This is a genomic window from Aquibacillus koreensis, assembly GCF_025154055.1.
Classification (GTDB): Bacteria; Bacillota; Bacilli; order Bacillales; family Amphibacillaceae; genus Aquibacillus_C; species Aquibacillus_C koreensis.
In genome coordinates, this window is record NZ_JAOALK010000061.1 from 1 (window position 1) to 12,158 (window position 12,158).

The window sequence follows — 12,158 nt, forward strand, 5'->3', positions numbered from 1 at the left end:
CGGAGGAAAAATACGAGACTCCTGTGGGAAAGGAACAGTCTGAAGACCCCGCAGTGAGCGCTCTTTGCGAATGAGGAGGCTGAGGCGTTCCCCACAAAAGGAATCTGAACTTAGAAAAAGCCATGGGTTAAGGCTTTTTCGTGATTCCTCCTAGGAAAGCAAGTGTTTTTCCGTAGCGGCGTATTACCACTCATCTAATAAAGACCGTAAGGAAGTAATGAAATTGTTTACTGCACAGTATGGATCTACTATGAATATAAGAGAGTAATTATAATTTAATGAAAATCCAACTAGAAAACCGACTTCCCTAAAAGAAAGTCGGTTTTTGTTAGAGCTTGAGTTCCCCCATACGAAGAAGCTCTACTACAGCCTGTGAACGCCCCTTAACACCCAATTTTTGCATCGCATTTGAAATATGGTTCCTGACAGTCTTTTGTGAAATAAACAATTCCTGGGCTATTTCCTTTGTTGTTTTATCCTGTACTAAAAGTTCAAATACTTCTTTTTCACGTTTTGTTAATAGTTGCTTCGGCTTGTAGTCATTATCCTTCAAGTCTTAACCCCTCCTTGCTGTCTTTAGAGATGCATTTTGAAGGGTATTTATTTAGTCATGTTATTGTATGTATTACTTTAGTATTGCGTGCTATGATTATAGTATAAATTTATTCGTTTAATACACCAACAAAAGCATTATTGAATGAGCGTAATTTTTTAACAATGCAAATCAAGTATGCAATGTTATGGTGAAAGATATATACTTAACATATAGAGCCTAAATGAATAGGATAGATAACTAGAAGCATCATGAAACCTGCTACATGTTTTATATGTTATGATTTGGTTAGTATCTTGTGCAGGATGGATTGACAAAAACGGTATAACTAAAATATATTTAAGTGCGAAGATAACGAGGAGGAACTCGAATTGCAAGAAGTTACATCGACACCGGTCATTGCTGAGATAGAGAAAGAGTTAAGATATATAGCTGGAATTGTAAAACAAAAAGGTCGTGAAATACTAAATAATTATCCGATAACAATGCCGCAGTTTATTGCTTTACAATGGTTATTAGAAGACGGAGATTTAACTATTGGTGAGTTATCAAACAAAATAAACTTGGCATTTAGTACAACGACTGACCTCATAGATCGAATGGAAAGAAATGAACTTGTAGAGCGAGTTCGAGATAATAAAGATCGCAGGGTCGTTCGTATTCATTTGCTAGAAAAAGGCAAATTTATCATTCATGAGGTTATTAAAAAGCGTCAGGAATATTTGGGTGAAGTACTTGAAGATGTATCAGCTGAAGATATTAACTCACTTTATTCTGTTCTTACTTTATTACATGATCAAATGAAACTGGTTGGAGAGAAATAACAACATGACAAAGAGGGGTTTTCAATGGATCAACCGATCGGAGTAATAGATTCGGGGGTTGGGGGACTTACTGTAGCTAGCGAGCTAATGCGTCAGCTACCAAAAGAAGAATTGATTTATCTTGGTGATACGTTACGTTGTCCCTATGGCCCAAGACCGAAAGAAGAAATCATCCAATACACATGGGAAATGGTTGAATTTTTGTTGAGAAAAAACATAAAAATATTAGTAGTTGCATGTAACACTGCTACTGCTTTTACGTTGGATCAACTTCGTCAAGAATTACCGATACCTGTGATAGGGGTAATTCAACCCGGAGCTAGATCTGCGATTAAAATGTCGCAAAATATGCGAATTGGTGTTATAGGAACAGAAGGAACGATTCAAAGTAAGGCTTATCCAAAAGCTTTACAAAATATTAACTCTTCGATCCGTGTAAATGATTTAGCCTGTCCTCGCTTTGTACCAATGGTTGAAAGTGGTGTATTATCTGGACCTGAAGCTTATAAAGTGGTGTATGAGTCGTTAAAACCGCTAAAAGATAAAAATCACATCGATACATTAATTCTCGGTTGTACACATTATCCTTTACTCCGTGATACAATCCAAGAGGTGATGGGGGAACATGTACAAATCATTTCTTCTGGAGAAGAGACTGCCCGTGAAGTAAGTACGATAATGGGCTACCAGAAAAAGTTATACAACGGTGATCGAGTTCCACACCATCAATTCTATACGACTGGACGTGTAGAAGTATTTAGGTCAATAGCGAATATTTGGTTAGATCAACCGATAGATATATTAGAAAATGCTAAATTAACAATAAACTAATGAAGTGTGCTCATGCGCACTTCTTTTTTTATGGATTTGTAAATATACGTATGAAGAGAATGGAACTGACTTTTTCAATTATTAATTCCATTGTAAAAAAAAGAAGCTAATCAGTTGATATGCCTTTTCTTCTTCAACTATCCTACGAATTTTTATAAAAAATTCGTTTGTGCTTGGTCTATTTTGTTTTATAGCTCGTATATATAGTAGTACAAACCATCGTAGGAGGGAAAAGCATGAAGAAACATTCGCTTTGGATTTATATGGGGATAATTAGTATAAGTCTTATATTATTATCAGGATGCGGACTTTTTCAAGGAGAGCAGACGTTAGAAGAAGTAGATGCTCCCCCTGAAGAGGCAAGTTATACAGATGATTTAGATGAGGCAACTGATGGGGAAACAGATGGAGAAACAGAGGGAGAAAATGAAGATGCTGGTACGGACGAGGGAACAGAAGCTGGTGAAGAAGCTGAAGTAGTAGAAACTGTAGAGAGACAACTATATTTATTAGATTCAAACGGGATGATTGTACCGCAAACAGTAGAGTTGCCTAAAGATAAAGAGGTTGCAAAACAAACGCTTGAGTACTTAGTAAAAGGTGGACCAGTTACAGAGCTTCTGCCAAATGGGTTCCAAGCTGTTCTTCCAACAGGTACGGAAATTATAGGGTTGAATATTGAAGAGGACGGGACTTTAGTGGTTGATGTGTCAGAGGAATTTTCAAACTATCGCCCTGAAGATGAAAAGAAGATTATTGAAGCAATGACATTTACTTTAACACAGTTTGATAATGTAGAGCGAATAACGTTATGGATTAATGGCCATGAACAAGAGGTTATGCCTGTAAACGGAACGCCGATTTCTGAAGGGTATTCAAGAGCAAATGGAATTAACATTTATCAAGCTGGTGCGGTTGATTTAATGGATAGTAAAGCGGTTACGCTTTACTATCCAACGCAACATAACGATCAATTTTATCATGTGCCGGTAACACAACACATTGAAATGGACGAGAGTGATTCATACCAGTCTATTGTACAAGCATTAATTGAAGGACCTTCTTTAGACTTAGATTTGTTAAACGTGTTTAACGCAGGCGTAACATTAATGGAGGATCCAGAATATACGGATGGTATTTTAAAGCTAAGTTTTAATGAGAACATTTTGGACAACTTAGAAGAGGGTTCTATATCCAATGAAGTCATGGAAACATTGGTACTCACTTTAACAGAACAACCGGGTGTAGACGGCATTGATGTGATGGTTGAGAACTTAGAAGAGGTATTTAACGAAGATGGTGTACCATATTCTGAACCGGTAACAAGAGATATGTTTGTTCCAACAGGAAGTATGTAATATAGTGTAAAAAACAGGAGGCTGGTATTCCAGTCTCTTTTTTGTAATTGAAAATCGGACTGCATCACTTAACTGTGGTGAAAAAAACAAGGTATGAAGTTATATAACTAGGTAAAAATATGTTAGGATTAAATAAGAATGAGGAGGAATATAGATATGAGAAATGATGAGAGAAAAATAGATGAGTTAAGGCCAATCGAAATACATACAGATTATATAAAACATCCGGAAGGTTCTGTGTTAATTACAGTGGGTGAAACGAAAGTTATTTGTAACGCTAGTATAGAGGATCGTGTACCTCCATTCATGCGTGGGCAAGGCAAGGGTTGGATCACTGCTGAGTATTCTATGTTACCAAGAGCAACAGAACAAAGAAACATCAGAGAATCATCAAAAGGTAAAGTATCGGGTCGTACGATGGAGATCCAACGTTTAATTGGAAGAGCCTTACGAGCAGTAGTTGATTTAGACAAGATTGGTGAAAGAACAGTCTGGATTGATTGTGATGTCATTCAAGCAGATGGTGGGACGAGAACTGCTTCCATTACTGGTGCATTTGTAGCCTTAGTACTTGCGTTTGGTTCATTGATAGACAAAAAAGCACTTAGTGCCATGCCAGTAACTGATTATTTAGCTGCTACCTCTGTTGGAATTCTTCCAGATGGGTCTGCGGTATTAGATTTAAAATATGAAGAAGATGCAAAAGCGCATGTAGACATGAACGTCGTTATGACGGGTGAAGGTAAATTTGTTGAGATACAAGGAACTGGAGAAGAAGCTACTTTTTCACCAGAGCAATTACAGGTAATGTTGGATTTAGCTAATCAAGGAATACAGAATCTATTTGAGAAGCAGAAGGATGCTATTGGTAAATGGTCAAGTTCAATTGGGACTTCGAAAAGATAAGATTTAAATAGGAGCATGATGATGCAAAAGTTAATAATCGCAACGAAAAATAAAGGTAAAATGAAGGATTTTAATCAATTATTCTCGAAATATGGCATTGAGGTATTGTCACTATTAGATTTGGAAGAGGACATCCCTGATATAGAAGAAACTGGTGATACGTTTGAAGAAAATGCAGCAATTAAAGCGGAAGTGATTGCGAAAAAGTTTCATCTTCCAGTACTCGCAGACGATTCCGGATTAGAAGTGGATGCCCTTGGTGGTGAACCTGGTGTTTATTCGGCAAGATATGCGGGTACGCATAAGGATGACAATGATAATTTACATAAAGTATTAGAAAAAATGACTGGTGTTAAGGAAGAAAAACGAACAGCTCGTTTTGTTTGTGTTTTAGCATTAGCACAACCGGAAAAGGCTACTATTTATAAACGAGGCGAGTGCGAAGGGCATATTGGTGTTGAACCAGTAGGAGAAAACGGGTTTGGATATGATCCGATTTTTATACCTAATAATTATAATAAAACAATGGCTGAACTAACATCCGAAGAGAAAAATCAAATTAGCCATCGTAGAAATGCATTGATTCAGTTGGAAGAATGGATAAAGGAGAATTAGAGAGAGGGATTTTATGCCAAAGGTCTTGATTATGAGTGATAGTCATGGTCTTAGAAAAGAAGTAGCCATGATTAAAGATAGACACAAAGATAGTGTGGATCAGGTTATTCATTGTGGTGATTCAGAGTTAGATATGGATGCTCCTGAATTATATGATTTTATGAAAGTAGCTGGTAACTGTGATATTGATGGTCGTTATCCCAATGAAATAGACTTTTCTGTACAGGACTTAACATTCTTTGTAACCCATGGCCATTTATTTCAAGTGAAGACTACGTTAATGCCATTATCTTACCGAGCTGAAGAGTTGGGTGCGAATGTTATCTGTTTTGGTCATTCTCACATTGCTGGAGCAGAAGTTGTGAAAGGAAGACTATTTATTAATCCCGGTAGTGTCAGGCTGCCAAGAGGGCGCAAAGAGCCAACATACGCCATTCTATCTTGGGAAGCAAAACAAGATGTGACTGTGGATTTTTATGATGTTTCTGGAGACAAAATAGAGGAAATGACATATCAAGCAGCTTTATAATTGGGCATGAGCTTTGAAGGAGTAATTTCAGTCAAAGCTCATGCATCATTTTTTACTTTTTTTGCGATATATTATTGACAATATTAACCTGGATAAGTATAATGAATCTTGTCTGTTGCTAAGGATAGTCATAAGAATTTAGTAAACGCAGAGACATATTTAAAATATGCGGGTGTAGTTTAGTGGTAAAACCTCAGCCTTCCAAGCTGATGTCGAGGGTTCGATTCCCTTCACCCGCTCCAAATGTCCCAGTAGCTCAGCTGGATAGAGCAACAGCCTTCTAAGCTGTGGGTCGGGAGTTCGAATCTCTCCTGGGACGCTTACATTCGAAAGGGATCCAACTTATTTTTAAGTTGGGTCCCTTTCTCGTTATATTACCTTTTCTTATTTTTTGATTGATGATAAAAAGTAAGGTAAGCTAACAATGTACATAAAAATTGCTCTAACAAGGAATGGTTTGACTTGAAATCACAGGAAAATAACCTAATTATATTTCCGACATGGAAATCATCATTAGAAAAGAAAAGTAAAGAAGCGCTTGAAGAAAAAAGATATCAAGATGCGTTAGATTATTTAGAGAAACTAAGTGAATATGATGTGAATTCGCACGAAGTATTAACAGGTAAGCTTATTTGCTTAATGGAATTAGGAGAGCAAGAAAAAGCGGAACTGTTGGGTGAAGAATTACTTTCACTGAAGAATGAACATTTTTATGAGTACTTACATATTTATGCAACGCTTTTATTCCAAGCTAGTAAGTATGATGAGGCGATTGACTTACTAGAAGTAGAAATTGGGTTGGAGACTGTTCCGGAGCCTTTACAAACACAACTTCAACAAGTTTGTGACATAAGCAAAAAGTTATCGGACGATCGAAAAGAGGAACAAGCATCTGTCTTATTAGTAAAACTAAAGCGTGCTGTCCAAGACCAGGAACCGGTGACACAATGGAGATTGCTTGAAAAATTACGATCAATTTATAGTACAACTGAAAGTGAATTACTTACAAAGATGTTAGTGGATAAAACGATTCAGCCAGTTGTAAAAACTGCTATTATTCTGTTATACCAAGCACAAAATATCGATGCTAGTATAGAGTTGGAAAAATTCGGTCAATCCATAACAATTAATCCATCTGAACTAAGTGAAATAAGTAACCACAAAGCAGTTGAATATATTATGAGTGGATTAGAAGAGGTAGAGCAGGAAAACCCTACTTTATTTGAATTAATTAAAGAATTGATGTACCGTTATGTGTATGTGAGATATCCAATAATGCCCACCCAGAAAGAATGTGGGTATATTACGGAAGCATTGAAGTTATTGGGGTATGAGTATTTACAAATGCAACGCAATGATAGTACAATGACTCAAATAGACCCTGAAGTAACGCACTACATAGAAGAAATTATCGCCAGTGAGAAGGAATACTTTTCAATTATTCAAGATTAAAATGGCAATAAATGGTCAATGTTAGTAGCAATCAGACTCGTTAGTTGTTATTGTTGAAAGGAACGGCGATTATGTTATAATAAGATGGTTGTAATAAGCGTTCGGCCTCGTATAATGATTGTACAATGAATGAACGTCTAACATAGTAATATAGATTTTGGAGGGAATTAGTATGACAGCAAAATGGGAAAAACAAGAAGGCAATGAAGGCCTTTTAACTGTTGAAGTTGATGCTGAGAAATTTGACACTGCATTGGATAAGGCTTTTAAGAAAGTAGTTAAACAAGTCCAAGTACCAGGATTCCGTAAAGGAAAAGTACCACGTGGATTGTTTGAACAACGTTTCGGCGTAGAATCTTTATATCAAGATGCAGTAGACATTATTCTACCGGAAGAGTACACGAATGCTATTGATGAAACTGGTATTGACCCTGTTGATCAACCAGAAATCGACGTTACTCAAATCGAAAAAGGTAAAAACTTTATCTTCACTGCTAAAGTAACGGTTAAGCCAGAAGTTAAACTTGGTGAATACAAAGGCTTAGAAGTAGAAGTAGAAAGTGTTGAAGTAACAGACGAAGATGTTGATAACGAGTTAAAACAACAGCAAGAACGCCAAGCTGAATTGGTTGTAAAAGAAGAAGGCGCTATTGCAGAAGGCGATACAGTCGTAATCGACTTTGAAGGTTTCGTAGATGGTGAAGCATTTGAAGGTGGAAAAGCAGAGAATCACTCATTAGAAATCGGTTCTGGCTCTTTCATTCCAGGTTTTGAAGAACAGCTTGTAGGCAAAGAAACTGGTGTTGATACAGAAGTGGAAGTTACATTCCCTGAAGAATATCATGCAGAAGAACTTGCTGGTAAAGCGGCTACTTTCAAAGTAAAGATTCACGAAATCAAAACAAAAGAATTGCCAGAACTTGACGATGAGTTTGCAAAAGATGTCGACGAAGAAGTAGAATCTTTAGATGAATTAAAGAAGAAAATTAGAGAGCGTCTTGAAAACCAAAAAGCAACAGATGCAGATAACAAAAAGCGTGAATCTCTAATTGAACAAGCTTCAGACAATGCAGAAGTAGAAGTTCCAGAAGCAATGGTGAAGAATGAATTAGACCGTATGCTTCAAGAATTCGAACAAAGACTTCAAATGCAAGGTATGACAATGGATATGTATTACCAATTCTCTGGTCAAGATCAAGATGCGTTAAAAGAGCAAATGAAAGAAGATGCTGGAAAGCGTGTAAAAACTAACTTGACTCTAGAAGCAATTGTAAATGCAGAAAACATTGAAGCAACAGAAGAAGATGTGAATAAAGAGTTAGAATCCATGGCATCTATGTATCAAACGGACGTTGATCAATTGGTTCAAATGTTAGGCGGAAATACAGGTGCGATTAAAGAAGATCTTAAGTTCAAGAAAGCTATTGACTTCTTAGCTGAACATAGTAAAACTAAATAACACACAGACTATAAATAAGACAAGGCGCGAATCATCGTGCCTTGTCTTCTCTAAATATTCTTTTACGCTTAAATAGTTATATTCTATTTTTTCTAAAATAGAATAACTTATAGGCCGAAAACATACTGTTTGACTTTTAAAGAACTTTATACATAATTAAGTGTACCTATCCAATATTTCTCTATATGTATGCCAGAAATATTTTTTGGGTAGTTTATTCAGAACAAGAGTTGGAAAAGATGATTAGGAGTGTTAATACATAAAGTGATAAGGTTTTTTACTTTGTTATCACACCCTAATCTGATATTATGAGCTAAAGAAAGATTAGAGATAACATAATTGTATGATTTCTTCCTATCATATAGATACTTTTAATTTGAGGGGTGAAATGAATGTATAAATTTAATGAAGAAAAAGGGCAACTTAAGTGTTCATTTTGTGGTAAGAGCCAAGACCAAGTAAGAAAGTTAGTCGCTGGTCCAGGTGTATATATATGTGATGAATGTATTGAACTCTGTACGGAAATTGTGGAGGAAGAGCTTGGGAATGAGGAAGAAGTAGAGTTTAAAGATATTCCGAAGCCACAAGAAATTTGTGAAATCCTAAATGATTATGTTATTGGGCAAGAAAAAGCAAAGAAAAACTTATCTGTTGCAGTATATAATCACTATAAACGTATTAACTCACCTAAAAGCAATGATGACGTAGAACTTTCTAAGAGTAATATCGCAATGATCGGACCAACAGGTAGCGGTAAAACCTTATTGGCACAAACATTAGCGAGAATTTTAAACGTACCTTTTGCAATTGCAGATGCAACTTCACTTACTGAAGCTGGTTATGTCGGTGAGGATGTTGAAAATATCCTTCTTAAATTAATCCAAGCTGCAGATTATGATGTGGAAAAGGCAGAAAAGGGCATCATTTATATTGATGAGATTGACAAAGTAGCTCGTAAATCAGAAAATCCTTCGATCACACGTGATGTTTCAGGTGAGGGTGTACAACAAGCACTTCTTAAAATTCTAGAGGGAACTGTAGCAAGTGTACCGCCACAGGGTGGTCGTAAGCATCCTCATCAAGAATTTATTCAAATTGATACAACTAACGTATTATTTATCTGTGGTGGAGCATTTGACGGCATCGAACAAATTATTAAACGCCGACTAGGTAAAAAAGTAATTGGTTTTGGAGCAGAAGAAGCGAACGAAGATTTGGATAAAGCAACACTATTATCAAAAGTGTTACCAGAAGATTTGCTTCGTTTTGGATTAATTCCAGAATTTATCGGTCGTCTACCAGTAATTGGTGCGCTTGAGCCATTAGATGAAGAAGCACTTGTAGAAATTTTAACGAAGCCAAAAAATGCTTTAGTTAAACAATATGAAAAACTATTCCAAATTGATAATGCAGAACTAGAATTCGAAGAAGAAGCTCTTATTGAAATTGCGAAAAAAGCAATTGAAAGAAAAACAGGAGCACGTGGTCTACGTTCCATTATTGAAAGTATCATGTTAGACGTTATGTTCGAAATTCCGTCTCGAGATGATATTGAAAAAGTAATCATTACGAAAGACACTGTATTACTTGAAAATGGAAGACCGAAATTAGTATTACAGGATGGTACTGTAAAAGACGAAAATAAAGAATCACCTAAGGAAAGTGCTTAAAACTTAAAATGCATGAAAAATCCCTTGTTATGATATAGCAAGGGATTTTTCTTACTTAAATAATAGTCTCTGTCTATTGTTGCCAAGGATGAAAAACAATAGAATTTATCCTCCTATATATGGTTTAGTATGTTTAATTGCGGAAATACTAACGAGTATCTTACATATAAACATGGAGGTACAACATGAATCTTGTTAGTATTGTAGTAATTATTCAACTATTCTTTGGAATAGTCATTGGGCTATATTTTTGGAATTTATTAAAAAACCAGCGCGCAAATAAAAATACAATTGAAAAAGAATCAGAAAAAGAAATGGAAAAGTTGAGAGAAATGAAGAAGATAGGTCTAACTGCGCCTTTATCTGAACGTATTAGACCAAAAAGCTTATCAGATGTTGTAGGTCAAGAAGATGGAATTGAAGCATTACGTGCAGCAATCTGTAGTGGCAATCCGCAACACGTTATTATATATGGCCCCCCTGGGGTAGGTAAAACAGCAGCTGCAAGAATCGTACTGGAAGAGGCTAAGCGTAATGCTAATTCTCCATTTAGGACGACAGCTCCATTTATTGAACTGGATGCTACTACTGCTCGATTTGATGAACGAGGCGTTGCAGATCCATTAATCGGCTCTGTACATGACCCTATTTATCAAGGGGCTGGTGCGATGGGACAAGCAGGAATTCCGCAGCCAAAACGCGGGGCTGTTTCCAATGCACATGGTGGTGTGTTGTTTATCGATGAAATTGGAGAATTGCATCCAATTCAGATGAATAAATTACTTAAAGTATTGGAAGATAGAAAAGTATTGTATGAGAGCGCGTATTATAGTGAAGAGAATAAAAATATCCCTACACATATTCATCAAATTTTCCAAGATGGTCTACCTGCAGATTTTAGATTAATTGGCGCAACAACACGGATGCCTGAAGAGATACCACCAGCCATACGTTCTAGATGTTTGGAAGTCTATTTTAGAGAATTAGAACCGGAAGAGATTACAACAGTTGCAACCAAGGCAAGCGATAAGATTAAGTGTGAGGTTGAACCAAATGCACTAAAAGTGTTATCGGAATATGCTAGGAATGGAAGAGAATCTGTTAATATGATTCAAATTGCAGCTAGTATTTCTAAAAGACAAGGAAGAGACCAAATATCACAAGCAGATATGGAATGGGTTGTGGAGTCTGGTCGCATGAGCCCAAGACTAAAACCGATGATTCCTCTAAAAAGCCGAATAGGTAAAGTAAACGGGTTAGCGGTACAAGGCCCAAGTACTGGACATATTCTCGCCATAGAAATTATGGTGTTACCAAGTCTTGGTGATGGTAAAATAACGATTACAGGGATCGCAGAAGAAGAGACGATCGGGAATCAATCAAAATCCATTAAAAGAAAAAGTATGGCGCGAGGATCGATTGAAAATGTTACCACATTGTTACGGTACTTAGGTGTGCCTGCACATGAATATGATGTACATGTTAATTTTCCAGGTGGAATACCAGTAGATGGACCATCAGCAGGACTTGCAATGGCAGTTGGTATTTATTCAAGTATTCAAAAAGTACCAGTAAGACATGATATTGCGATGACAGGCGAAATTAGTTTGCACGGGGAAGTAATGCCTATTGGTGGTGTTTTAACCAAAATTAAGGCAGCAAAGCAGGCGGGAGCAAAGCAAGTTGTTATTCCTAAGGCGAATTATCAAGCTATTTGTGCAAAAATAACTGGAATTGAAATTATCGCTGTTGAAACTTTTAAAGAGGCATTGACCTATGTATTAGAAGGCGATCATGTTAAAGTTAAACCTTCTAACCAATATAGAATCGATCAATCTTCATAAGTTTAATTGGAACATTTGCGCGTATAGTTTTACAAAGTAAAGACTTTTCTTTAAAATTTAAGCAATGAATTCTTTATCAGATGGAATTTGTGTTGGCATAGTAAATGCATCTTATTC

11 protein-coding genes and 2 tRNA genes are annotated in these 12,158 nt (G+C 36.4%); 12 read left to right on the forward strand and 1 reads right to left on the reverse strand.

Annotated elements, in window-relative coordinates:
• Nucleotides 1–328 precede the first annotated feature (328 nt).
• On the reverse strand, nucleotides 329–553 hold the full coding sequence (locus NYQ66_RS19410) for a helix-turn-helix domain-containing protein (protein WP_077621319.1): 225 nt from the start codon (nucleotides 551–553) through the stop codon (nucleotides 329–331).
• 371 nt (nucleotides 554–924) lie between these two features.
• Here NYQ66_RS19410 and NYQ66_RS19415 point away from each other — a divergent pair, with 371 nt between their 5' ends.
• The 12 genes from NYQ66_RS19415 to lonB all read left to right on the forward strand — a co-directional run bounded on the left by NYQ66_RS19415 (nucleotide 925) and on the right by lonB (nucleotide 12,041).
• A complete protein-coding gene (locus NYQ66_RS19415; protein WP_259871909.1) occupies nucleotides 925–1,377 on the forward strand; it encodes a MarR family winged helix-turn-helix transcriptional regulator in 453 nt (150 codons plus the stop codon).
• 24 nt (nucleotides 1,378–1,401) lie between these two features.
• The gene (racE, locus tag NYQ66_RS19420; protein ID WP_259871911.1) at nucleotides 1,402–2,208 is read left to right on the forward strand and encodes a glutamate racemase; all 807 of its coding nucleotides are present in this window, start codon (nucleotides 1,402–1,404) and stop codon (nucleotides 2,206–2,208) included.
• 236 nt (nucleotides 2,209–2,444) lie between these two features.
• On the forward strand, nucleotides 2,445–3,566 hold the full coding sequence (locus tag NYQ66_RS19425) for a GerMN domain-containing protein (RefSeq protein WP_259871912.1): 1,122 nt from the start codon (nucleotides 2,445–2,447) through the stop codon (nucleotides 3,564–3,566).
• Nucleotides 3,567–3,722: 156 nt separating this feature from the next.
• Entirely contained in the window at nucleotides 3,723–4,472 is a 750-nt protein-coding gene (gene rph / locus NYQ66_RS19430) for a ribonuclease PH (protein ID WP_259871913.1), read from the forward strand.
• A 21-nt stretch (nucleotides 4,473–4,493) separates the two neighbouring features.
• The gene (locus NYQ66_RS19435; RefSeq protein ID WP_259871914.1) at nucleotides 4,494–5,087 is read left to right on the forward strand and encodes an XTP/dITP diphosphatase; all 594 of its coding nucleotides are present in this window, start codon (nucleotides 4,494–4,496) and stop codon (nucleotides 5,085–5,087) included.
• 13 nt (nucleotides 5,088–5,100) lie between these two features.
• Nucleotides 5,101–5,616 (forward strand): metallophosphoesterase family protein, encoded by a 516-nt coding sequence (locus tag NYQ66_RS19440; protein WP_259871915.1) that lies wholly within the window; start codon nucleotides 5,101–5,103, stop codon nucleotides 5,614–5,616.
• Nucleotides 5,617–5,784: 168 nt separating this feature from the next.
• Nucleotides 5,785–5,858: transfer RNA gene (locus tag NYQ66_RS19445), tRNA-Gly, on the forward strand.
• A gap of 3 nt (nucleotides 5,859–5,861) precedes the next feature.
• Nucleotides 5,862–5,935 (forward strand) — tRNA-Arg (locus NYQ66_RS19450).
• A gap of 143 nt (nucleotides 5,936–6,078) precedes the next feature.
• Nucleotides 6,079–7,068, forward strand: a complete 990-nt coding sequence (locus tag NYQ66_RS19455; RefSeq protein ID WP_259871916.1) for a DUF3196 family protein — start codon at nucleotides 6,079–6,081, stop codon at nucleotides 7,066–7,068.
• Between the two features lie 172 nt (nucleotides 7,069–7,240).
• Nucleotides 7,241–8,527: a trigger factor gene (tig, locus tag NYQ66_RS19460; RefSeq protein WP_259871918.1), complete on the forward strand. Its 1,287-nt coding sequence runs from the start codon at nucleotides 7,241–7,243 to the stop codon at nucleotides 8,525–8,527.
• A gap of 392 nt (nucleotides 8,528–8,919) precedes the next feature.
• Nucleotides 8,920–10,197, forward strand: coding sequence for an ATP-dependent protease ATP-binding subunit ClpX (clpX, locus tag NYQ66_RS19465; protein WP_259871919.1), 1,278 nt, complete (start codon nucleotides 8,920–8,922; stop codon nucleotides 10,195–10,197).
• Nucleotides 10,198–10,382: 185 nt separating this feature from the next.
• A complete protein-coding gene (gene lonB, locus NYQ66_RS19470; protein ID WP_259871920.1) occupies nucleotides 10,383–12,041 on the forward strand; it encodes an ATP-dependent protease LonB in 1,659 nt (552 codons plus the stop codon).
• Nucleotides 12,042–12,158 lie beyond the last annotated feature (117 nt).

Excerpts from the sequence above, each read along its gene's own strand:
- racE (WP_259871911.1), top strand. The coding sequence starts at position 1,402 with ATGGATCAACCGATCGGAGTAATAGATTCGGGGGTTGGGGGACTTACT.
- NYQ66_RS19425 (WP_259871912.1), top strand. The coding sequence starts at position 2,445 with ATGAAGAAACATTCGCTTTGGATTTATATGGGGATAATTAGTATAAGT.
- rph (WP_259871913.1), top strand. The coding sequence starts at position 3,723 with ATGAGAAATGATGAGAGAAAAATAGATGAGTTAAGGCCAATCGAAATA.
- NYQ66_RS19435 (WP_259871914.1), top strand. The coding sequence starts at position 4,494 with ATGCAAAAGTTAATAATCGCAACGAAAAATAAAGGTAAAATGAAGGAT.
- NYQ66_RS19440 (WP_259871915.1), top strand. The coding sequence starts at position 5,101 with ATGCCAAAGGTCTTGATTATGAGTGATAGTCATGGTCTTAGAAAAGAA.
- tig (WP_259871918.1), top strand. The coding sequence starts at position 7,241 with ATGACAGCAAAATGGGAAAAACAAGAAGGCAATGAAGGCCTTTTAACT.
- clpX (WP_259871919.1), top strand. The coding sequence starts at position 8,920 with ATGTATAAATTTAATGAAGAAAAAGGGCAACTTAAGTGTTCATTTTGT.
- lonB (WP_259871920.1), top strand. The coding sequence starts at position 10,383 with ATGAATCTTGTTAGTATTGTAGTAATTATTCAACTATTCTTTGGAATA.